Raw genomic sequence first — 23,739 nt, forward strand, 5'->3', positions numbered from 1 at the left:
AACCACGGCCACGCACGTCCTGAATATAGGTGTCAAAGTGCTGGCCGAACTGCTCGCCCACAAAACCCCAGGTCACCGCCGGGCTGGTAATGCCGGGAACAATGATGACCGCAGGACGCTGATCGCGCCCACCGACGGAACCACCGTAACGCAGGTAATGCTGACGAATGCCATTGGCGTGAACATGGCCGCCGTAAAGAAAGGTACTCATTAATCTGTCCTTGGATTGAAACCGTCAGGTCCAAAGCCCGGTACTGCTAAAAGGCCCTGAACCCGATCCCTGAAAATTGCTGCTGCCTACACCGTTTGGGGCGTAGCAGCCAGCGCGGCCCGGACCACATCCGGTGTAAAGGGCACCTGCCGAAAACGTCGGCCAGTTGCATCAAACAAAGCATTGGCAATCGCCGAGGCACAGGGCACGGAGGCAGACTCGCCCGACCCCATCGGCGGTTCAGACTGCCTGTCCATCAAAATCACCTCAATGGGCGGGATGCGCGGGAAATCGATAATCGGGTATGCCCCCCACTCCGCGCTGACCACCCCTTGCGCGTCAAAACGCACCTGTTCATACAGGCTGCGGCTCAAGGATTGAATGACATTGCCGTGAATCTGGTGACGCACTCCCGCAGGATTGACCATCTGGCCCGTGTCCTGACCGACGTAAATCTGCTGAACCTCGATCACTCCCGTATCCTGATGCACTCGCAGGTCCAGCAACCAGGCCGACCAGGCTGCGCCAAAACCGGGAAACTTGCTGTGTATATAACGGGCATACGCCAGGCCACGACCATACAGATAGCCCTGCGCATCGGGCTGCCCGCGCGAACCACGATGTCCAATCTGCCACTGGCCTTTGTCCGCGACTGCCTGCAGCAGCTCCTGGGCGCGCACATCCTGATCCAGATAGCGCAGGCGATAACTCAGCGGGTCTACACCCGCCTCCACCGCCAGCTCGTCCAGAAAGCAGTCATGCGCAAACGAATTGGGCATGGCCGACACGCCGCGCAACCAGGAGGCACGCACAATCGCGGGCATGTCCTGGCACACAATGCGCTGCTTGGGATAGCTGTAAGGCGGCACCGCCGTGCGATCGCCCATCTCCAGTTGCCGGGGCGCCGCCGACTCCCGACCGGTCAGCAACAAAGCCAGATTCGGCGCATCATTGGAGGGGTAATGGGTCACGAACTCGTAGTGACGCAGTTGCCCCTCAACATCCATGGAACCGACCACGTCCATCAACTGAGCCGCACCTTTAGGCTCCCAACCGTGCTCCTGTTCACGCGTCAGTTGCACGCGTACCGGCGCCCCCACCGCCTGTGACAGCAAGAGGGCATCGGCACACACGTCGTCAGCGCAATTGCGACCATAACAACCCGCCGCTTCATGACGGATAATCTCCAGATCCGCCTCGTCCTCGCCCAGCAACTGGCTCAAGTGAACGCGCAACATATGCGGGTTCTGTGTGCCCGACCAGATCCGGCTATGGCCTGGCTGATAGTGCGCCACTGCGCAAGAAGGGCCTATCGACGCATGCAACTGAAAAGGCCAGACATAAGTACGCTTCAAGCGTTTGCCTTCGGGCGGCAATGCATCAAAGTCCGGCCCTTTATCGACAAGCAAGCGCTCCGTCATGGGCTGACGACGAATCAACTGCTCCAGATTATTCATATCCTCCAAAGGAGGAATCGCTTTCCAGCGCACTTTCAATTCACGGGCGGCACGCATGGCGTGTTCTTCACGAGCCGCGACCACCCCAATAAAGTCGCCAATCACCACGACACGCACATCGTCGGCAATATGACGGATGGACTCCTCGTCCACGGATTCCAGGCTGCAACCGATGAAGTCGCCACTATCACGTCCGGTATAAGGAGGGCGCACAACACGGCCATGCAACATGCCGGGTACACGCACATCGTGTACATAGACCCACTGCCCCGCGACCTTGCCCGGAATATCGACACGCGCCTGGGCGGTCCCGACAATGCGCAATTGCTCGGCCGGTTTGGTGGGAGTTTCCTTATCCAGATAGGCCCGCAGTTCCTGACCTTCCAGCAATTGCCAGTACGTCAGGCTGCGCCCGTCCGGAGCAATGACTGTGCCGTCATCCACACGCAATTGATCGGCGGGCAGCGTCCAGCGTTGCGCGGCTTGTGCCAGCAGCAATTGACGTGCCTGAGCCGCCGCCTTGCGCAGCGGTACAGCATGAATCTGAATGGACGCGCTGGCGATGGTGGGACCCTGGTTGGGCACTGCATCGGTATGCCCCAGCACCATTTGCACACGGGCCATGGACACATCCAGCTCATCTGCCACAATCTGGCTCAGTGCGGTCTGAATACCCGTACCCAGATCCACATGTCCATGAAACGCGCGCACCCACCCCTGCTCGGACACCGCGACAAAAACATCGTCGTGCGCCTGCAAATATTCGGACACCACGCCGGGCTGACCGGGCGAAGGCTTGGGAGGCCGTACCGGTGCCGCTAAAATCAGCAAGGTGCCGCACGCCCTGAGCAAATCCTGCTGCTGGTGACGCGGCGCATCGTAAGACATCACTCTCTCCTGGCTGGGCTCTTTATAGAGGGTCTGGCACGGGACAGTCCGGGCTCGGCCCCTGACAATCCACCCAAGCGCTCGACAAACCTTCAATTACTAGCGTACACGCCCTAATAAAACAAATAAACCGCAACAGACCTTATTTTCCACAACTACTATAAAGATAAAATCAAGGGCCCAATAATCAGTGTAAACCCTATACTAAATGAGATTTCGCGGAATTTTTCATGACTTCCCACAAGGCCTTTGATTGATACCTCAAGGGAGTAGTAGAATCTATTTACTCAATAAATTAAAGTGTATACACTTAATTTAAGCATATCAATACCGAACTGATAAAAGCACCGCCCATCCTGTCCGACAACAAGGTGCGATCTACCCAAGGTGAAACCCATGAACCCTTGTACTCGCCCGCACACTTTGCGGGTCAATCAAGAGACCCACATCATCGAGGTGGAACCCGATACCCCGCTGCTTTATGTGCTGCGCAACGATCTGGAGCTCAACGGCCCCAAGTTTGGTTGCGGGCTGGGCGAGTGCGGCGCTTGCACCGTTCTGGTCGACGGCGTGGCCGCCCGCTCCTGTGTAGTGCCCGTCAGCCTGGTGGAGAATCGCCAGATCACCACGCTGGAAGGCCTGACCCACAACGGACAAGCCAATGATGTTCAGCAGGCATTCATTGATTGCCAGGCGGCACAATGCGGCTATTGCCTCAATGGAATGGTCATGACTGTCCAGGCTCTGCTGGACCGTAATCCGCAAGCCACGGAAGCACAGATTCGGGATGAACTGCGCTATAACCTGTGCCGTTGCGGCACCCATGTAGAGATCATGCAGGCCGCCCTGCGTGTTGCAAAGGCCCGGCAATGAGTCATTCAGTACAGGACTTTTCCCGAGCGCTGTGGCCCGAGCTGCCCAGTGACACCCGCTTGCTGCATGGCGTTGTTGTGCGCCCTCCTTACTGGTCCTACGAAAACGGCCAGTATCTGGGTGCGGAATTACAGACCGTCGACAAACAGGCCGCCCTGCAAGTGCCCGGTGTCGTGGACTGTGTACATATCGGTAATTTCCTGGGCGTGCTGGCTGTTCAAGCCGAGCAGGCCCAGCAAGGCGCCGCCTTGCTGGATGCTCGCTGGGTCACGCCCGTCGCGGCAAGCCAAGCCGCTCTGCCAGCGGATGACGCCCGCGCGCCCACGCTTAGCCCCCCCGACCAAGGCTATGAGTGGCAGTCTGCCCTCGAGCACCCGCATACTGCCTGGGCCCGCGCTTGCTATCACAACAAGCAGCTTTTTGTTTGGGCGCACACCCGGCGCCCCGCGGCTCTGCTGATAGAACTGCAAGCCTTGAGCGGCCTGCCCAGTGAGCAGATCCATCTGCACGATACGGCCGACAATCAAGCCGATGCCTACGACTGCGCGATGGATGCAGCGCTCATGGCCTTTGGCCGCCCCCAGGCCGTGCAAGTTCGGGCCAGCCAAAGCGAAACCAGCATTCGCCTGAGCGTCTATCAAGGCGCCGCCGAGCCAAACGATCTGACTGCCCACTTGCAGGCGTGCCGTTGGCAATTGAACACCTTGTCTGGTGTGCGTCCTTCCCTGGCCGCCATTCTTTGCGACCAGCAAGGCTTGCCCAGCAGCGGCCTGGCAGTACAAAGCGACTACTTTTCCGCCCCCCTTCCTAATAGTGATGGCGCTGCCGCCAGCAGTGACCCCGACAGTCTGGCCCAGGCCACCGTCTTTGCCCAAGAGTCACAGTTCGATCAGGCCTGCCACCAGTTGGGACTGGACCCCTTGGAGGCACGACTGGAGCATGTCCGCAGCCCGCAAGGGCGCGAATTGCTGCAACGCGTTGCGCAACAGTCGGATTGGTCCGGACCCCTGCCGGCTCACCAGGGGCCGATACGCAAAGGTCGCGGGCTGGCCTACAGCCATACTGTGGAACACATCCCTGGACAGGCAGCCCGTGAGCAGTGGTCAGCGTGGGCTGTAGACGTGAGCGTCGACACCCGCCAGGGGACGTTAAGCATAGACAGGCTGACCGTTGGACACGACAGTACGGAACAGGACAACCCGGAACGAGTACCGGAATCGGCCCCTGCCCTGGCTGACAGACTGGGGCGGTGGGCGCAGCAACTGCTGAACCAGGATCTGGGCAAAAGCGGCGCTCATAGCGGCAAGCCCCCTGTCACGGAAGCGATAGATAAATCTGCCGGCAAACCTACCGTCCAACTGGTCAAACGAGAAGCGGCCGTCGGCCAGCCCTTGGCCTGGAATCAGGGCGTGGAGCTACCCGCTGCGGCCGCCATTGCCAATGCCATTTTCAATGCCAGTGGCATCCGCCTGACCAGTGCTCCTTTTAACGAACAGTCTCTGGCACTGGCTTATCAGGCCACCACCAGCGCCAGCAGTAAAAAACGCAAAGCCTGGTGGGGAGCCTTAGCCGCGGTGGCAACCGGCACCATCCTGAGCGCCCTGCCCTGGCGGCCCGCCATTGCTCCAGTGGGGCACGTGGATACATCCATCTTTTCGGAGCGCGCCATCGAGCGTGGGCGGCTGGTTGCCATTGCGGGTGACTGCATGGTCTGTCACACGGCAGAAGGCGGCAAGCCCAATGCGGGCGGCCTGGGTCTGGAGACCCCGTTTGGAACGATCTACACCACCAACATCACCCCAGACAAAGAAACCGGCATTGGGGGCTGGAGCTACAAAGCCTTTGAACGCGCCATGCGCGAGGGCATCCATCAGGATGGTCGTCATCTGTACCCGGCCTTTCCTTACACCGCTTTTGCCAAAATCAGCGACGAGGACATGCAGTCGCTCTACGCTTATTTGATGACACAAGAGCCGGTCAAGGCCAAGCCACCCGAAACCAAACTGCCTTTCCCCATGAATATGCGGCCTTTGGTAGCGGGCTGGAATCTGCTGTTTCATCGAGACCCCAATGCGTATGTGCCCGACCCGACGCAAACCGTGCAATGGAACCGCGGAGCGTACCTGGTCAACAGCAGCGGACACTGTGCCGCCTGCCATAGTCCGCGCAATATGCTGGGCGCAGAAAAAAGCGGTGAAGCGAATTTCCTGGCCGGCGGTTTTGCGGACAACTGGGAGGCACCTGCGCTCAACAGCCTGTCCAAAGCCCCCATCCCCTGGACAGAACAGGAGCTGTACCAATACCTGCGCACCGGCTACTCCCCCCGTCATGGCGTGGCCGCCGGGCCCATGGGCCCGGTAGTCGCAGGACTGGCTGAACTGCCTGAGTCGGACGTGCGTGCCATGGCCCATTACTTGAGCAGCCTGAACCCGGTCGATCCTGAACAGGAACAAACCCATGCTGCGCAGGCTGCATTACTGGAGCAAAACAGCCGCAGCACTCAGGAAGTGATGGTGATGCCGGGCGAAAACCTGTTCAACGGCGCTTGTGCAGTTTGCCATGACCCGCGAGGTGGCCCGGTACTATTTGGTGCCCGTCCGTCTCTGGCCCTGAACAGCAATCTGCACAGTGAGCACCCCGACAATACGATTCAGGTACTGATGCACGGCATTACCCGTCCGGCGCAGCCCACCCTGGGTTCCATGCCCGGTTTCAAGAACAGCATGAATGATGAGCAGATGGAAGACCTGCTGAACTATATGCGGGCGCGTTTTGCACCGGACAAACCGGCCTGGACGGGATTAAAAGACAAGATTGCGACCATACGAGAACAGAAAGGTCACTTGTAGACAGGGCGTGTCCGTCGATTGTGTTCAGACACACGGCAGATGAAACAAAGGCGGCTTCAAGCTTTCACTTGGCCGCCTTTGTTTTGGGCTCATTGCCGTCAAACTGGATAAAACCAGGAACTCTCAAGGCAGGCTCTCGACCAGCACGCTGAAGGATTGATCGGGAGCTTGAGTTTACGTAGATATTTGGGTTTGGGTTTGGGTCAAAGCATGGGCCAACAATCGAAACTTGTGTTCCCAGCAAGCCTAAGCTCCAGCGCCAATCACAATCCTGGCTCAGTTCTAGGCCCAGCCCAAATCAGCATCAGGCCCCGAATCCAAACCAAGACCAAGACCAAGACCAAGCCCCCAGCCTAGCCCAGACTCAGCACCCATCAACCCGAAAAACCACCAGTCTCCAGAAACTTTTGTTCTTCCGCTGTCGTAGTACGCCCCAGAATCGAGTTGCGATGCGGAAAGCGGCCAAAGCGCTCCACCACATCCAGATGCTCTTGGGCATGATCCAGCCAGGGACGGCCAATTTCCTGATTCAGGCGCACGGCCTCTTGCTGATCGGCCAGATTCTCGGCATGGGAATACGGCAGGTAGCAAAACACACGACGCTCTGCCGGAATGTGTTTATCCAGCCCCTTGGCCACCATCTCCTTGGCAATCGCCAAACCCTTTTCGTCGGTCGCATACATGCGAGGAGTGTGCCGAAAGGCGTTGCGTGGGAACTGGTCCAGCAAGATCAGCAAGGCGTAGGCCCCTTCTGCGGTCTGCGCCCAATCGTCCAGCTCGCCCTTGGCCGCACGCTCATGCCAGTCCAAAAATCGTTCGCGAAACTCCTGATCGAAGTCATCGGACTTGCGAAACCATTTCTCTGGCCCTGATTCGACCCAGAAGGCTATCACTGCCTGAGGATGGGGACGTGCATCTACCATGGTGTTCTCCTGGAAACGGTACGCCCTCCTAATCGGAGCGTGACCTTAAACAGACAGGTAAGTGCGCCGCACCTGCTCGTTGGCGCTTAATTCCTGCATCGTGCCACTGTACTGTATTTGCCCTTTTTCCAGCACATAAGCCCGATCCGAAACCAGTTCGGCAAAGTGCAGGTTCTGTTCGGACAACAAGATACTGACACCGGCCTGCTTGAGTTCCAGAATCATGTTCACCATCTGCTCCACAATCACAGGCGCCACCCCTTCAGAAGGTTCGTCCAGCAAGACCAGATACGGATTACCCATCAAGGTCCGAGCCACGGTCAGCATTTGCTGCTCACCCCCGCTCATTTGTCCGCCAGGCCTGTCTTGCATTTGGCCCAGATTGGGAAACAGGCTGTACAAACGTTCGGGCTGCCAGTGAGGAGCTGCCGAGCCATCCGGCCAGCGCCGAGCCGGCTGACGGCCCACCTCCAGGTTCTCCGTGACGCTCAGGTCAGTAAAAATACGTCGATCTTCGGGCACAAAACCCAAGCCGGCACGTGCAATTTCGAAAGGCTGCTTATCGTGGATGACTTGACCCATAAACTCGATATGGCCTTTGGCGCGCTCCATCAAACCCATGATGGACTTCAAGGTCGTGGACTTGCCCGCGCCGTTACGGCCCATCAGCGCAACAACTTCGCCCCGCTGCACGGTCAAGGCAAGGTCAAACAGAATATGCGCCGCGCCATACCAGGCATTCAGGCCCTCAATACGCAGCAGGGCTTGCCCGTTCGCCCCATTTTCGCCAGCCCGTTCAGAACCGGCCCACACAGCCTGCGTCATGCTGACTCCTTGCTCTCGAATGTTTTACCTGTACCAAAATACACTTCCTGCACCTTGGGATGCTGACGGATATAGTCTGCATCCCCTTGTGCCACCAGTCGCCCCCGAGCCAGCACAAGCATGCGGTCCGAGTGCTCGAACACCACGTCCATGCTGTGTTCGGTAAACAGCACGCCCATATTGCGTTCGATCACCAGTTTCTTGGTAAGACGCATCAGCTCATTGCGCTCTTTGGGCGCCATGCCGGCTGTGGGTTCGTCCATCAGCAAAAGACGCGGATCATTGGCCAGCGCAATCGCCAACTCCACCCGCTTCACATCCCCGTAAGCCAGCTCGCTGCAGGGCCGCTCGGCTTGGCTCAGCATGCCCACCTGATTTAACAAGTCCAACGCTCGCGCACGCTCGAACTGAGCCGCCCGACGCCAGAAAGAGAAGAGCTTTTTCTGATGCGCCAGCAAAGCCATCTGCACGTTCTCCACCACGGTCAGGGACGCAAAGGTGGCCGCAATCTGAAACGTGCGACCCACGCCCATGGCCGCGATCTTGCGGGGCGCCAGCCCCACCAGTTCCTGGTCGCCCAGTCGCACTGACCCGGCCGTGGGCGTCAACTGCCCCCCTACCATATTGAACGTCGTCGTCTTGCCTGCGCCATTGGGCCCGATCAAGGCCAGAAACTCGCCGGCCTGCACATCGAACTCGATACCGTCCACGGCCAGATTGCCGCCAAACGCTTTTTTCAGCCCCCGTACTTGCAACAAACTCATGACGATGCCTCCGATGCCACGGGACGATGCGCCCAGCGCTTGAAAAAGCCAGCAATGCCCTGCGGGAAAGCCAGAACCAGCAGCAAAATCACGCCACCGAACAAGGCCCGCCAATACTGTGTGACGCCCAGAAAGAAATCCTGCAACAAAGTAAACACCGCTGCGCCTACCACCGGGCCAACCAGCGTTTGCAAACCGCCCAGCAACACCATGACCAGACCGTCCACCGACTTGTTCACCGCAATCACCTCGGGCGATACGCTGCCTTTGGAGAAGACGAACAAGGCGCCGGCCAGCCCTGCAAATGTGCCCGCAAGAATAAAGGTCAACCACTGCACCCGCTTGACAGGTATGCCGATCGCCTCGGCCCGCAAGGCCGAATCACGGCTGGCACGCATGGCATAGCCAAAGGGCGAGAACAAAATACGCCGCAGCAGGAAGGCGGCAACCGCCACCAACAACAAAGCGAAGTAATAGTAGCGATCACCCGACAACCACTCTGCCGGCCAGATGCCCACCACGCCGTTGGAGCCGCCCGTAAAACTGTCCCACTGATACACGATTGACCACACAATCTGCGCAAAGGCCAAGGTCAGCATAGCCAGATAGACCCCGGACAGCCGCACGCAGAACCAGCCAAAAACCAGCGCCCCCAGACCCGCAACGGCCGGAGCCAGGATCAGGGACCAGCCCATGGACAAGGCCGCGGCCTTGAAAAGCAGTGCCGCCGCATAGGCACCCAGCCCAAAGTAGGCGGCATGACCAAACGAGTTCATCCCACCTGGCCCCATCATGAAATGCAGGCTCAAGGAGAACAGGGACAAGACCAGAATATCCAGGGCCAGCACAGGCGCGTAGGGGAACCAGTCGCTCAGTAAGGGCAAGGCAGCCATCACGACCAGAACCAGCAACACCATGATCTGGAAGGCCGTGCTCCCGGCCCGCAAAGGAGCTTCAATCGGAGCCGAATTACGGCTGACCGCCTGGGCGCGACCAAACAAGCCCCAGGGCCGGAACACCAGCACCACGGCCATGAAAATAAACTCCACCACCAGCGTCAATTTGGGAAAGGCAAAATCCACGCCAAACATGGTGACTGTACCCAGAGCGATACACAGCGCCTTCAATTCAGCAACGATCAACGCCGCCACGTAAGCACCGGGGATGGAGCCCATGCCTCCGACCACCACAATCACAAAGGCGTCACCGATCACGCTCAAGTCCAGCAACAGATTGGCGGGCTGACGCGGCAACTGCACGGCTCCCCCCAAACCAGCCAGAAAAGCCCCCAGGGCAAAGACGCCGGTAAACAGCCAGGCCTGATTGACACCCAGCGCGCCCAGCATTTGCCTGTCATGCGTGGCAGCACGCACCAGCACGCCCCAGCGGGTACGGGTCAGCAACAACCACAGCAAGCCCAGCACCACCGGGCCGATCACAATCAGCACCAGGTCATAAACCGGAAAGAAGCGTCCTGCAATGGAAATGGAACCGGTCAGGCCCGGGGCCAGTGGCCCGAGCAGATCCTCCGGTCCCCATACGGCAAGAGTCGCATCATTGATGACCAGCACCAACGCAAAGGTAGCCAGTAACTGGAACAACTCGGGCGCTTTATAAATACGCCGCAACAGCACGATTTCCAGTAATGCCCCCAGGGCGCCCACCAGCAGCGCCGCCACAATCAGGCCGGCCCAGAAACCCAGGGCTGAACCGCCCAGAAATTGCACCGTGGAATACGCCAGGTAGATACCCAGCATATATAAGGAGCCATGTGCAAAGTTGACAATGCGTGTCACCCCAAAGATCAGGGATAAACCTGCCGCCACCAGAAACAAAGACGATGCCTCGGCCAGTCCGTTAAGGAACTGCACCCATAAACCCGATAAGGCCATTACTGCCTCGCGTCAGAAGTGGCGCGCCAGACGGCGCGCCGATCTACGAAATACTGCGTTCTTGGAATTATTGATTGGCCGCGGCAGGACGCCACTGGCTGACCTGCTCATCCGTAGGCTGTACATCTTTGCCATCGGCATAACGGATATGGGTCATGATGCCCTTGCCATCTTGCTTGGCCAGCACACCCACATACGCCCCTTGCGTGGACTGATGATCCTGCGTGCGGTAGGTAATGGGGCCAAAAGGCGTCATCACATCCAGACCACGGAAGGCCTTGATCATGGCCTCTGTGTCCGTAGAGCCGGCTTTTTCAATCCCGGCAGCAATCGACACAATGGTGCTGTAGCCAATAATGGTGCCCAGGCGCGGGTGCTCGTTGTATTTGTCCTGATAGGCTTTCAGGAACGCATTGTGTTCAGGGGTGTCGATGGCATACCAGGGGTAGCCTGTCACGATCCAGCCCTCGGGGGTTTCCTCGCCCAATGGGTCAAGGTATTCCGGCTCGCCGGTCAACATGCTGACCACGGGCAGGGCCGGGCTGAAGAACTGACGCTGATTGCCCGCCCGTACCAAACGAGCCAGATCGGAGGCAAAAAGCACATTAAAGACGGCATCAGGCTTGGCCTCGGACAAGGCCTGCACCACAGCACCCGCATCCACTTTGCCCAGCGGCGTGGCCTGCTCGGCCACAAACTCGATATCGGGCTGGGCTTCTTTCATCAAGGTCTTGAAGGTGGCAACAGCCGACTGACCATATTCGTAGTTGGGATACACAATCGCCCAACGCTTCTTGTTCAGCTTGACCGCCTCGGGCACGAGCATGGCCACCTGCATGTAGGTGGAATTGCGCAGACGGAATGTGTAGCGGTTGCCATCGGCCCAGACGATCTTGTCCGTCAGGGGCTCACTGGCCAGGAAAAAGACTTTCTTGTGCTTGGCAAAGTCCGTAATGGCCAGACCGATATTGGACAGGAAAGTCCCGGTCAGCACATCCACCTTCTCACGCGAGATCAATTCCTCGGCAGCGCGTACTGCATCGCCGGGATTGGAATTGTCATCCTTGATGATCAACTGCAACTGCTTGCCGTGAATCCCCCCGGCCTGATTGATCTGCTCAACCGCCAGCTCCATCCCGTTTCGATACGGCCCCAAAAATGCAGGCTGGGACTTGTAGCTGTTCAGCTCCCCAATCTTGATCACGTCTTGGGCAACAGCGGCGCTCCCCAAGGTTTGCAACATCATCGTTCCTGCCAGTGCTACCCCTGCAAATGTCTTGTTCATTGTCTTCTCCGTGGGCTTGTGAGGCGAAACACGACTCAGCAACTTGTCTTGTTTTAGTGATTTAAAGTGTACACATGGTATTTTTGCGAGTAAATCGGCCAAGACCTAGGGATATACCCTTGAACACTTTAAACATAAAACACAACAAGCCACGCAGAAAGCCGATAAAGCAAGGAAACCGAGAAGAAAATGAGCAGAAAAAGCTGTTTGCCCCAGGCTCGAGAAATTGCCGATATACAGTGACTACACTCAATAAGCCCAAGGATTACAACACTAGCACCCCGCTTCGTTCCTGCACGCGCCGAATCATGGATTTCATAAACTGCTCCATCATATCCGGCAATGGGGCATTAATCGGCTAAAAAACCCGGGATGAGGGGGGCGACCCGACACGTCAGCCACGGTTTGGGCCCGATCTCATCCACTGCGTGTCTCATGCACGTTTTGCCCCGCGGAAGGCAAATCATAGAGTTGGGGGGTACGGGTAGGATTGAAGTCCTGCCATTGGCCCTCGCTCCAGGTGCCATCCGCCCATTCGATGGCATAACCACCGCCCTGCTGCATCTGACGCACCAGCGCGGCCTCATCGGCCTGCCCCAGGCGCACCGCCAGCATGACTCCGGAGACTCGGTTCAAGGGTTCTCGGACAGGTTTGCGGCCTCCCAGTTTCACAATTCCCCCCACCATGGCACCCACATACGCCCCCAGCGCCAGAAAGGCAATCAGCACAAACTGTGGCCAGCCCGTCATGCCAAGCAACCACCAACCCACCGCTAAGCCGAGCACGGCCCCCACCACCCCGCCCACCATGGCTCCCAGCCCGCCGCCACGCGCCGCCTTGTCCAGGGTCCTGTCGCCTCCAATCGGGTATTGGGCATGCTGGCCTCCAGGCTTGAGATAGAAAATCTGCCTATCTCGCTCTACCACACCCTGGGTTCGCAGCATTCCGGCCACTTGCTGGGCTTGCTCAAAAGTATCGAACTGCGCGGCGATAATGCGTTCCATGACTTGGCTCCCTCAGGAAAATAGACACCCGTGACCCAGCAACTTCTGTTCCTGTCCGTCTTCGGATACTGGGGAAATCCTCTATAAAGCTTCAACTGGAAATATCAATACCTAAAGAATTTTGACGTTATATTCTCAGAATATAAAAAAACGTGCGCCTGCAAGGCAGCTCATGAGGAGACCTGATGTTGACTTCCCCCCGTCGCTTCCCATCCCGGCTAGGCCTGGGTCTGCTGACCACCAGCCTGCTACTGGCCGCCTGCGCCACCACGCCTCCTGCGGATCGCAGTGTCACCATCAAACGCGATCACTACGGCATACCGCATATTTATGCGGACAGCACCTACGGCCTGTTTTATGGCTATGCCTATGCAGTGGCCACTGACCGTCTGTACCAGATGGAAATTGCCAAGCGCTCGGGCTGGGGAACGGTAGCCGAAGTGCTGGGACCGGACTTTCTGGAGCTGGACAAAGTCACCCACACCAATATCGACCCGGACTCCATCCGCCAGCAACTGGCCGCCCTGTCCAACGAGGATCGCGCCATGTTTGAAGGCTATGCCGCCGGGTTTACCCAGCGCGTGCGCGAGGTGAAAGCCCAGCCAGATACCTTGATGCCCAAGGAGTTTCTGGATAAGGGCTTTGAGCCGACCGAATGGCAGCCCGAAGACATTGCCATGGTTTGGGTGGGCCTGATTCTGAACCGCTTCTTTGCCGGGACGGCAGAAGTGGCCAATCTGAATCTGCTGGAAACCCTGAAGGCTGATCAGGGTGCGGAGCGTGGCGAACAACTGTACAAGCAATTGCGCTGGCTGAACGACCCCACCGCCCCCACCATCATTCCCCAGCCCGAGGCCAAGACCGCGCTGGCCGATCTGCCCAGGCATTTGCAAGCTCTGTCCTCGCAAGCGGCGCAAGACTATCTGCATAAGCAAGCCCTGGCCCTGGGGCCCACCGTGGCCGCTGGCACGCCTACGGCCAGCAATGCCTGGCTACTGGGCCCCGCAAAGACGACTCATGGTCATGCCGTGCTGTACAACGGTCCTCAACAAGGCTGGTACACCCCGTCCATTACCTATAGCGTTGGCCTGCACGGAGCCGGTTACGATCTGACAGGCAGCACTGCCGTTGCCCTGCCCGCTATCCTGTTCGGTACCAATGGCCAAATTGCCTGGGGCTCTACCGTCGGTTCGCTCGACACCAACGACGTCTACCAATTGCGCTTGAAAGAAGGCGACCCGCACCGTTACTGGTACAACAACGCCTGGCGTCCCATGGAGCACAAGCAGGTGCGTATCAAAGTGCGCGGGCAAGACGATGTGATGCTGGATGTATACCGTGCGGCTCAAGGCTATGTCAGCAGTTGGGACCAGAAAAACAACACCGCCTACGCCAACCGCCGCAGTTGGGAGGGTCGGGAAATTGAAACCCTGCTGGGCTGGGCTCATGCGGCCAAAGCCAGGAACTGGGAAGAGTTCATGGCCCAGGCTGCCCGCGTCAGCGCCTCCATTACCTGGTTCTATGCGGATACCAAAAACAATATCGGTGCCGCCGCACTGGGTCTTTTACCCCAGCGCCCGGCCAGGCAGGCCATTCAGTTCCCTGCCGCCGGCGATGGCAGCATGGAATGGCAGGGCTTTCTGAGCTTTGACCACAACCCCAAAATCCTGAATCCGCAGCAAGCTTATATTGCCAGCTGGAACAACAAGGCCTATAGCGCCTTGCTGGCAGACAACTCCAACTTTTCCTATGTGGACCGCGTGCAGGAATTGCTGGCTCCTTTGCAAGCCAAACAACGCCTGAGCGACGAAGAGATCTGGGGTATCGATTCCCTGGGCGCTCGCTCTGACCTGAATGCGCGTTACTTTGCGCCCTTCATTCAGGAGGCGGCCCAACTACCCCACGCCAGTGCCTTGGCTCGTCAAGCTGCCGAACAATTGAAAGGCTGGGATTACAAGCTGCACGTGAGCAACGATGGCAAGCACTACGAAGGCAGTGCCCCGGCCATCATGCAAGCCTGGATGCATGCCGCGGTGCCCGTCTTTCTGCAAGGTCGTTTGCCTGACAGCATCTACAAGACCTACACGCAAAACCTGTATCCCGCCATGGATGACCCGCGCAGCGCGCAGCCAGCCGCTGCGGCCAAACTGATCTGGAATGCGATCCAGGGCCCGGCTGCCGGTGTCCCGCAAACAATTGATTTTCTCCAGGGCCGCCCTGCCCCGGAGCTGGTCCTGGAAGCGTTGGAGAAGGCCGTCGTCCATTTGCAAAAGTTGCAAGGCGCACAGCCCGCACAATGGCGTGCCCCGGCAGTTTCCATGCTGTTTGCAGCTCGCAACGCGATCGGGGTGCCGTGGTCTGACACCGCCTATGAGCATCGTGTGACGCCGTATCTGAACACCGGCAGCGCTCGCTTCCAGTACGTAATGGACCCAAGCGGGGTGCGTATGTGCTCGATCATGCCGCCAGGACAAAGCGGCTTTATCAACCCCAAAGGGCAAGCCGATCCGCATTACTCGGATCAGCTGGACATGTTTGCCTCGTTCAAGTGCAAGCGCGATGCCATCAGCGCATCAGACATAGACAGCGCCAGTGAAACCACCCAGACCTTGCACTACTAACACGGCCATGAAAAACGGGACCTGAACCACATCAGGTCCCCTTGTCCTATGAGCCGACGGTAGGGATCGATTCCTGGGTCACCACCTGATTGCGTCCCGCCCGCTTGGCCTGATACAAAAGCTGGTCAGCCCGCATTAAGGCCTCTTCAATGGCCTGCCCAGGCTGACACGGCGCCAAGCCTAGGCTGGCCGTAATCTGAAAAGGCTCACGGTCGTGGTTATAAAAGGTTTGTGCCTGGACCTGCTGCAAAAGAACATGGGCAAAGCTCAAGGCTTGCGCGTCGCTGCGGCCAGCCAGAATCAAGACAAACTCTTCGCCACCATACCGGGCCGCCAGATCATGGGCTCCCAAATGCGCCTTGAACAAAGCCGCAGTGCGCGTTAGGACATCATCCCCTACCGAATGGCCGTGCGTATCGTTGATCTGTTTGAAATGATCCAGGTCCACCATCAATACATGCAAACGCTCCTGTACCGGGCCCTGCCCCAGTTGGCGGCTAACCGCCCCCCGGTTCAGCAAGCCGGTCAAGGTATCGTGCGTGGCTTGTCGATACAGCCGCAATAACAAGCCAAGGTGAAAGTAATTGGCGGTCAGGGCCACCACCAGCAAGGCGCTCAAGAGCCAGAGGTCCTGCAAGCCTTTCGCGCTGAGCCAGGTCCCCGAGCTGACGCTCGCCAGAATCTGCAGGGCAATCAGGGCGCCCCCCACCAAAGCGGATTCAAGCAGCGTAAACGGAAAAATACTTAACGTGGCCACCAGCAAAAAAGGGATAAAGCCATACCCCAGCACGACATAATGCGCGGCCCCTGACAGAGTCAACAACATATATGCATAAAAGGAAGCTGGCAAAATAAACACCAGGCCACTCAATACATAAATACGGGTAATGCGTTGATGGCCGTGGAAGGCCAGCCAGACACACGCGATCAGGCCCGCCAGGCTCAGGATACGGACTGCCATCAGGTGAGCAGGCCAACTGGGCAAAACCAGCCAGTCCATCAAGGTCCACAGCGGGGTGAGCAACGCGAACAGCAAACCGACCAGAACTACCCGGCTGCGCAAATACTCTATACGGGCATGAATGAAGTCACGAGAATGATACTTCCCGCTCAGTGTGTCGCGCACCGAGCTAATACTGATTGCTTGCAAGTTTTTCCAGCCTTTCAGAACTGTTCCCATCAATCAATTCGCCAAGAAGAAACAAAGTAACATAACGGCAATTTTTAGTTACACGGATATAAAAAACAAGCTGTCAATTCTTTCAGGGTCGGCCAGCGCCGACCCCTTTTACATTCACGCTGCTTGCGCCTGTTGACTCATCCAGCTAATCACTTCTTCCAACATCGGTTCGCCCGAATCCTGCGGGCGCCACAACAGGCCCAACTGACCGTGCAAACGCTGATCACTCCAATCCAGTTCCAGGATGCACAGTTCCGGGTAGACCGGCACCATGCTGCGCGTCATGGGGACTAGAAAATCACTGCCTACCGCCACACGCGCATTGGTATGTGCATAAGCCGATTCAATGGCACAAGTGGGATAAGTCAGACCCTTGGCATCCAGACTCAACTCGAAACTGCGTCGCATAGGGCTATTCCGAGGAGGCAGTATCCAGGGATAGTCCAGCGTTTGCTCCCAGGTAATCTCCTTTTGCTGGGCCAGCGGATGCTCGCGCCAGGCGGCCACGCCCAACGGCACCATGCCTAGCGGCAAATAGGCCATTGCCGGATTGCGCCCGGCCTCATCCACCCGGCCAATCACCAGATCCAGCTCGCCCTGTTCCAGATTGCGGCTCAAGACATCCAGGGTGCCCTCCTGAATGCGAATATGGCACTGGGGATCACGCTGGTACAAATACACCAATAACTGTGGCAAATAAACTGCGGCCACCATCGGTGAAATACCCAGCGTGAACTGCTGACGAAAACCCTGCCGGTATTGTTCCAGCGTGGCATTCATGCGATCGAGGCGATTGAGCACACCCTGCGCCTGGGAAACCAATGCCAAGGCAGCGGGCAACGGTTCAATACCCCGCGCATGGCGCTCAAATAAGGGCATGCCTATATTGTCCTCAAAATCCTTGAGCCATTTGGACAAGGCAGGCTGAGTCATATTGGATTGCCGGGCGACATCGCTCATGCTTTTTTGTTCACACAAACGAATTAAAACCTGCAAATGCTTCAAGCGAATGCGTTCACTCCAGCTCATGACTTACCTATATGAAAGGGGTATAGATACCTGCCAGTTATTCAATTTAACATTATGGCCACAGCTTCCATAATGGGTATACCCAAAGCTACAAAATAGGCAATGCATGTCTCAATCCGTATCCAATTTTTTACTGATCATCGCCGATCAACTCCGCGCGGACCATTTGGCTTGTTATGGCAATAAAGAAATAAAAACACCCAATTTGGATGCATTGGCAGCCCGCGGCTGGCGTGCTGAGCGATTTTACGTCGCCACCCCCATTTGCATGCCCAATCGTGCTTCGCTGATGACGGGCCGCATGCCTTCCTTGCATGGGGCCCGTCACAACGGCGTTCCCCTGCCGCTGGAATCCAATACCTTCGTCGATGTATTGCGCCAGGCCGGCTGGGGCACCGCGTTGGTGGGCAAGGCACATCTGCAAAATATAACGGATACTCCGCCCTTGTACCCACGCCCGGAAGATCCCCCTACCCGGGGCGAGGCACGCGCACCTTTAGCGACCAACGATTACGGACAGGAATGCGGGCAATGGTGGCGTGATCGCGCCGATCACGGTGTGCAACTGCCGTTTTACGGCTACGAGCACGTAGATCTGGCTATCGATCACGGCGATCAGGTCTGGGGCGACTATGGACGCTGGCTGCAAAACGAACACCCTGACATCGCCGCCCTATCTGGCCCTGAAAACGCCATCTCGACCCCGGACTATGCGTTAAGCCGCATTGGACAGGCCTGGCGCACCCGCGTGCCAGAAGAGTACAGCACCACGGCCTGGATTGGGGAGCGCACCCGCGCCATGCTGGATCACTATGCACAGGAACAGCAACCTTTCTTCATTCAGTGCTCCTTTCCCGACCCACATCATCCCTTCACCCCCCATGGCCAGTACTGGGATATGTACAAGCCGGAAGACGTCAGCCTGCCCGACTCCTTCCACCTGGGCTCGCACCCCTTGCCGGCCCACCTGCAACTGCTTCATCAATTGCGCGATGAAGGCAAGGCAGTCAAACATACCCCCACGCTGTTTGCCTGCACCGAGCGCGAGGCCCGGGAGGCCATCGCCCTGAATTATGGCTCCATCACTCATATTGATGCCGAGATCGGTCGCATTCTGGACCATCTGGAGCATACGGGACAGGCGGACAACACCATCGTCATGTTCATGAGCGATCATGGTGACTTCATGGGCGATCATCAGTTATTGCTCAAGGGCCCCTTGCACTACCAAAGCATTATTCGCAGTCCCTTTATCTGGTTTGATCCCCGAGCTGCGCAAACGCAAGGCACCAGTGCAGCGGTCTGCTCTACCATTGATATCGCGCCTACCGTGCTGGAGCGTGCAAACCAGTTACCTTACAACGGCATTCAGGGCCGCTCCTTGCTGAAACTCATGCACAATGACGCCCAGACCTGGCGCAGCGGCGTGCTGATCGAAGAGGAAAACCAGCGCAAACTGTTTAATACCCCGATCCGCACCAAACTGCGTTCACTTGTGACGCCACAGCATCGCATCAGCTTGTATGAGGGTGGACAGATCGGCGAGCTGTATGACCTGCACGCCGATCCGCTGGAACAACATAATTTGTGGAATGAACCCGATGCGCAAGCCTTGAAAACCAGGCTTTTGTGTCAATTGATCGATACCATGATGGCTCACAGTGAAACCAGTCCCTTGCCTTTGGCGATAGCGTGAGCTGACTACTCTTAACCATCCTTATCTGGAGACATCTATGCCCACCCTTTCCTTGCTGCGCAACGTAAGCATTTGTGCGCTGATCCTACCTTTGGCTACACCCGTCCAAAGTGCCGAGGTGGCCACCATTGTGGTCAGCTCCGTAGCAGGCGGTCCGCTGGATGTCCTGGGTCGCATGTTGGCCCGCGAGGCCAGCGAAACGACGGGCCAGACAATTGTGGTGGAGAACCGTGCCGGTGCGGCCGGCACCATCGCGGCCGAAGCGGTAGGGCGAGCCAAACCGGATGGCAATACCTTGCTGTTGACGCTCGATACGGTGGCCACGGCCAACCCGCACATTTACGTCAACAGCAAGTTCAAGATTGACGAGTCTCTGGAACTGGTTTCCTTGCTGGGCACTTTTGACCAGGTTCTGGTGGTACCCAGCAAAACCGGCATCAAGTCTCCGGCAGAGTTCCTGGAGCGCGCCCGCGAGAAACCGATGAATTATGGCTCCGCAGGCATGGGGTCGCCCGGTCATTTGATGATGTCTGCCCTGACACAGGACAGCGGCATCAAGCTCGATCACATTCCCTATCGCAGCAATAGCGCGGTGGTCAACGATATGTATGGCGAGCGCCTGGACAGCGGTTTTCTGACGATTGCCGGTGTTTTAGGCCCCATCAAGGAAGGCCTGTTGACGCCCCTGGCAACCTCTGGCGGCAAGCGCAATCCTTTGCTGCCCGAGGTCCCGACCTTGGCCGAAGCCAAATTGCCAGGTTTGGAAAACTTTGACGAGAGCTTCTCGTACCTGGTTTTCACCACCAAGGGTTCGCCCCCAGAGAAGGTCAAGGCCTGGAACGCGCTGCTGAGCGATATCGTCAAGCGTCCTTCTACCGCAGAAACCTTGCGGATGCTGGATATTCAGGCGTACGACTCGTCCAAGGTGTCTGCGGCCCAGTGGGTGCAGCAACGCAGCGCTCGCTGGGAGCAGATCGTGCGCGACAACAATATTCGCTCTGATCAGTAATCATTGAGCTTAGGGCCCCTGATTTCAGGGACCCTTTTTTATGGGCAGACTAGTGCAAAGACATGACTGAGGGCCTGCTTGCTTCGTTGCCTTGTCTTGAGGTGAAAACACAAGGGATGGTCACGATGCCGCTCATCATCGCTTCCGTCTACACAGCACCACACCACGTTTGAATGGCCTGGGCATGAGCCCTTGGAGGCCGGGTGCGACGTGGCGCCCGACCCAGCACGCTGACCAGGGCAACCATGCGCGGCGTGGGCAAGCGCCCTGCCAAGACACGCCAAGCCCCGGATCAAGCAGCACTCCATCAGTCCAAACTAATCCCAGCCTTAGTGACGATGTCATGCCAGTAATCCGCCTCCGCAGGCAATCCCTTGCGAAACTCCTCGGCAGACACCTTGGACAGCAGATAGCCCTGATCCAATAGCTTTTGACGAATCTCGGGATTTGCCAGCACGTTCTCCAAGGCAGTTTCAATCTTGCCCACAATGTCCGTATCCGTCCCTGCCGGAACAGCCAGGGCCCACCAGTTGCTGATCACCACATCTTTGTAGCCCAGCTCGTCCAAAGTCGGCACATCGGGTAAGACCGGGAGACGCTCTGGCAAGGCCACCGCCAAGGCCTTCAGACGCCCTTCTGGCAAAAAGGCGGCGCCCAGTCCATAGCTGCTGACAAACATCTGTACCTCATTGCTCAGCAAAGCCTGAATACCCGGTGCCGAACCCCGGTAATGAATGCCCAGCATGTCGCCCTCCATCACCTCGGACAGCTTCCAGGCCGACAACTCGGGGGTGGTTCCCGCTCCTGGTGTTCCATAATTCACCTGGCCTTTGCGCTGCTGAACATACTCCCGGAACTCGGCCATGTTGTTGACCGGCAATTGCCCATTCACATAAACCAGCGCCGCCGCATCGGCCACCTTATTGATCACATACAGATCCTTGAAAGGGTCGTAACCCATGTTCTTGTACAAGAACTGATTGATCACAAAGTTATTGGTCACCGAAAACAACAAGGTGTAGCCGTCCGGCTTGGAGCGGGCCACCATTTGCGTGCCGATATTGCCGCCCGCCCCGGTTTTGTAATCCGTAATCACCGTCTGCCCCAACTCGCGGGAGAGTTCGGGCTGCAAAATACGAAAAATAATATCCCCCGCCGCGCCCGGAGGGTAAGGAATCACCACCCGCACGGGGTGATCGGGATAATCCGCCCAGGCCGGCGCCGCCGCCCCCATGCAAAGCGTGGCCATCAGGCCCAAAACTGTTTGTTTGATTACCTGCATTTTGTCTCCCCCGCGTGCCTTTTACAGGTCTATACGCATCAAGTCTGTTGCCAGTCGCAAATCGCCTTTATAGCTCTTGCGAATATCCCGAGCCACCTCGTCCAGACGCTCCGGGCCCATCAGATCAACCGGCAGGTGATTCGCGGCCGCACGTTTAATCACTGGACTGGTAGAGTCGTAATGCCCGAAATGCGTGGCCACTAAACTCTTCACATTGGCACGGCGTGCAATTTCCCCCAATTGCAACGGACTGGTATGGGCAAAGGTGCCCACCCCGGACTCGGCACGATGTTTCAGGAAGGACTCGGGGAAGGTGCATTCGTGAATCAGCAAATCGGCATCCTGCGCCAAACGGATCATGGATTCGCACGGCGCGGTATCGCCACTGAATGCCACCACCTTGCCTTCGGCTTCCATACGAATGCCAAAACAGTCCGTAATTTCGCTGGGGATATGGTCAACCACGTCAATGTAGATCTTGACGTCCTCATCTTCATACATCAGACCTGGCTCCACCTCGAACACCTCTGGGCGCACAGCCTCGATGTTCTTCTGACGAGCCGGGTAAGCCGCACGGGCCTGGATATCAACGCGAAACGCGCCGTTCTCGAAAGAATGATCCACAAAATCCTGGGTGCCTTTCGGGCCGAAGACCTTGAGCTTGCCTTCGCGGTTAAAAACCCAGCTGGACAGCACAAAAAAGGGCAGTCCGCAAACATGGTCATAGTGCAAATGGCTTAAAAATACCCAAGGCACATCCGCCGGATTGATATTGGCCTTGACCATCTGGCGCGTGGAGCCTTCGCCGCAATCGAACAAATAGTTCTTGCCGTTTTCCAGGGTCACCAAAATGGACGACTGGGCACGGTCGGGATCTGGCAGCGCAGCGCCGGTGCCAAGCATGGTTATCTTCACGTCAAACTCCTTCAAACTGATAAAAATATCCGGCACCTGAACCGTGCCTCTTCCATAAAGTCATAAAGTTCTATTTTTAGGACTTTATAAGAAAAGTGTACACTCTGCCCTCACGACGAATAACTTGGTGTTTTTACCTAGAAGGCGGACAGACGCGCGCCACGCCTGGATTAAGGAGCGTAAAGTCCGGGGGTCAACTCAGTCTGAATGCTGAGATACTTGGCCGGGTAAAAGACCTGCGCGGCATAGACCAGTTGATTGTCACGATTCACAATCAAACGAATGACCCGCACTACGGGCATGCCTATGTCCATATGCAAATGACGAGCCAGATCCGCATCGGCTACCCGGACCGTCAAGGTCTGACGAACCGTATGGATCTGCTCACGCGCCAGACGGTTGAGCACCAAAAGCACCGGCTCCTGGCTCAAATCAGGCTGCAAGGTCTGAGCCAAGGAATCGAGCACATAGACCGTATTGAGACTATAGGCCACCCCGTCGGTATAGTTAACGCGGCTGGTCCACCAATAATCATCAGGCAGGGACTGGCCAGTAATCTCGATAGGCAAGGGCCCCCGGCCCTGGCCCAGCTCCACCATCACCGAATCCAGACGCGTCAGATGCTCAATCAGGGCCTGCCAGTTGGTTGGCAACATCAGCCAATGATCCTGCGCAACGTCGCCAATCACAAAGGTGCCCTTGCCTCGCGTGCGTTCGATCAGGCCTTCTTGCTCCAGCTCGTCCAGCGCGGCACGGACCGTGGCACGAGAAACGCCATATTCCTCCATCAGCTCTTCCAGCGTGGGAATGCGGGTTCCCACAGGCCACTCCCCCCGTTCCAGGCGCGCCCGCAAGGTATATTTCACTTTCAGAGAAAGAGGCAATTTGGACTGCTTGCGCAGTGAAGAGCGTGTAGGGTCCACCATACAAATAGGCATGCCAGCCCAAGAAAATAATCAGCCCACATCATAGCCTGCGATGTGCGGGGTCGCCGATAGGGCAAAAAAGGTTTAATGCAGGACAGCCAAGGCGTTT

18 protein-coding genes are annotated in these 23,739 nt (G+C 57.4%); 5 read left to right on the plus strand and 13 right to left on the minus strand.

The annotated features are described in order from the left end of the window. Both V6936_RS16975 and V6936_RS16980 read right to left on the minus strand, forming a co-directional pair. On the minus strand, window positions 1-211 hold a 211-nt coding region (locus tag V6936_RS16975; protein WP_442892628.1), incomplete at its 3' end, for an alpha/beta fold hydrolase. A gap of 86 nt (window positions 212-297) precedes the next feature. Next, entirely contained in the window at window positions 298-2,556 is a 2,259-nt protein-coding gene (locus tag V6936_RS16980) for a xanthine dehydrogenase family protein molybdopterin-binding subunit (protein WP_003802268.1), read from the minus strand. A gap of 396 nt (window positions 2,557-2,952) precedes the next feature. On the opposite strand from V6936_RS16980, the gene V6936_RS16985 reads away from it, so the two are divergent. Both V6936_RS16985 and V6936_RS16990 read left to right on the plus strand, forming a co-directional pair. Then, window positions 2,953-3,429 (plus strand): (2Fe-2S)-binding protein, encoded by a 477-nt coding sequence (locus V6936_RS16985; protein ID WP_003802266.1) that lies wholly within the window; start codon window positions 2,953-2,955, stop codon window positions 3,427-3,429. Continuing rightward, window positions 3,426-6,278: a c-type cytochrome gene (locus V6936_RS16990; RefSeq protein ID WP_301605964.1), complete on the plus strand. Its 2,853-nt coding sequence runs from the start codon at window positions 3,426-3,428 to the stop codon at window positions 6,276-6,278. Before V6936_RS16985 ends, V6936_RS16990 begins: the two co-directional genes overlap by 4 nt. A gap of 374 nt (window positions 6,279-6,652) precedes the next feature. Here the strand turns inward: V6936_RS16990 and V6936_RS16995 are convergent, their stop codons facing one another. The 6 genes from V6936_RS16995 to V6936_RS17020 all read right to left on the minus strand — a co-directional run bounded on the left by V6936_RS16995 (window position 6,653) and on the right by V6936_RS17020 (window position 12,972). Beyond that, window positions 6,653-7,201, minus strand: a complete 549-nt coding sequence (locus tag V6936_RS16995; protein ID WP_131070870.1) for a DUF924 family protein — start codon at window positions 7,199-7,201, stop codon at window positions 6,653-6,655. A gap of 45 nt (window positions 7,202-7,246) precedes the next feature. After that, window positions 7,247-8,026, minus strand: coding sequence for an ABC transporter ATP-binding protein (locus V6936_RS17000; RefSeq protein WP_131070871.1), 780 nt, complete (start codon window positions 8,024-8,026; stop codon window positions 7,247-7,249). Continuing rightward, entirely contained in the window at window positions 8,023-8,790 is a 768-nt protein-coding gene (locus V6936_RS17005) for an ABC transporter ATP-binding protein (protein ID WP_131070872.1), read from the minus strand. Before V6936_RS17005 ends, V6936_RS17000 begins: the two co-directional genes overlap by 4 nt. After that, window positions 8,787-10,682 carry an ABC transporter permease gene (locus V6936_RS17010; protein ID WP_059318872.1) on the minus strand — a complete coding sequence of 632 codons (1,896 nt, stop codon included), beginning with the start codon at window positions 10,680-10,682 and terminating at the stop codon, window positions 8,787-8,789. Before V6936_RS17010 ends, V6936_RS17005 begins: the two co-directional genes overlap by 4 nt. A gap of 67 nt (window positions 10,683-10,749) precedes the next feature. Continuing rightward, window positions 10,750-11,925, minus strand: a complete 1,176-nt coding sequence (locus V6936_RS17015; RefSeq protein ID WP_100214854.1) for an ABC transporter substrate-binding protein — start codon at window positions 11,923-11,925, stop codon at window positions 10,750-10,752. A 459-nt stretch (window positions 11,926-12,384) separates the two neighbouring features. Further along, window positions 12,385-12,972, minus strand: coding sequence for a hypothetical protein (locus tag V6936_RS17020; RefSeq protein WP_003802253.1), 588 nt, complete (start codon window positions 12,970-12,972; stop codon window positions 12,385-12,387). Window positions 12,973-13,157: 185 nt separating this feature from the next. Here V6936_RS17020 and V6936_RS17025 point away from each other — a divergent pair, with 185 nt between their 5' ends. Beyond that, a complete protein-coding gene (locus V6936_RS17025; RefSeq protein WP_301605965.1) occupies window positions 13,158-15,593 on the plus strand; it encodes a penicillin acylase family protein in 2,436 nt (811 codons plus the stop codon). Between the two features lie 46 nt (window positions 15,594-15,639). Here V6936_RS17025 and V6936_RS17030 read toward each other — a convergent pair whose 3' ends face one another. Together V6936_RS17030 and V6936_RS17035 are read right to left on the minus strand one after the other, a co-directional pair. Then, the gene (locus tag V6936_RS17030) at window positions 15,640-16,773 is read right to left on the minus strand and encodes a GGDEF domain-containing protein (protein WP_301605966.1); all 1,134 of its coding nucleotides are present in this window, start codon (window positions 16,771-16,773) and stop codon (window positions 15,640-15,642) included. A gap of 114 nt (window positions 16,774-16,887) precedes the next feature. Further along, the gene (locus V6936_RS17035; protein ID WP_131070875.1) at window positions 16,888-17,802 is read right to left on the minus strand and encodes a LysR family transcriptional regulator; all 915 of its coding nucleotides are present in this window, start codon (window positions 17,800-17,802) and stop codon (window positions 16,888-16,890) included. Window positions 17,803-17,908: 106 nt separating this feature from the next. Between V6936_RS17035 and V6936_RS17040 the strand changes: the two genes are divergently transcribed. Together V6936_RS17040 and V6936_RS17045 are read left to right on the plus strand one after the other, a co-directional pair. Then, the gene (locus V6936_RS17040) at window positions 17,909-19,498 is read left to right on the plus strand and encodes a sulfatase family protein (RefSeq protein ID WP_336580156.1); all 1,590 of its coding nucleotides are present in this window, start codon (window positions 17,909-17,911) and stop codon (window positions 19,496-19,498) included. A 37-nt stretch (window positions 19,499-19,535) separates the two neighbouring features. Then, on the plus strand, window positions 19,536-20,507 hold the full coding sequence (locus tag V6936_RS17045) for a Bug family tripartite tricarboxylate transporter substrate binding protein (protein ID WP_003802244.1): 972 nt from the start codon (window positions 19,536-19,538) through the stop codon (window positions 20,505-20,507). A 307-nt stretch (window positions 20,508-20,814) separates the two neighbouring features. On the opposite strand, the gene V6936_RS17050 is transcribed toward V6936_RS17045, so the two are convergent. The 3 genes from V6936_RS17050 to V6936_RS17060 all read right to left on the minus strand — a co-directional run bounded on the left by V6936_RS17050 (window position 20,815) and on the right by V6936_RS17060 (window position 23,630). Then, complete coding sequence (locus V6936_RS17050; protein WP_336580157.1) at window positions 20,815-21,789, minus strand: Bug family tripartite tricarboxylate transporter substrate binding protein; 975 nt, start codon at window positions 21,787-21,789, stop codon at window positions 20,815-20,817. 21 nt (window positions 21,790-21,810) lie between these two features. Beyond that, entirely contained in the window at window positions 21,811-22,704 is an 894-nt protein-coding gene (locus tag V6936_RS17055; protein WP_039943477.1) for an MBL fold metallo-hydrolase, read from the minus strand. 170 nt (window positions 22,705-22,874) lie between these two features. Further along, window positions 22,875-23,630, minus strand: coding sequence for a GntR family transcriptional regulator (locus V6936_RS17060; protein ID WP_336580158.1), 756 nt, complete (start codon window positions 23,628-23,630; stop codon window positions 22,875-22,877). Between the last annotated feature and the right edge of the window lie 109 nt (window positions 23,631-23,739).

It is taken from the genome of Alcaligenes sp. CHO6, from assembly GCF_037120595.1.
GTDB classification, from domain to species: Bacteria; Pseudomonadota; Gammaproteobacteria; order Burkholderiales; family Burkholderiaceae_B; genus Alcaligenes; species Alcaligenes ammonioxydans.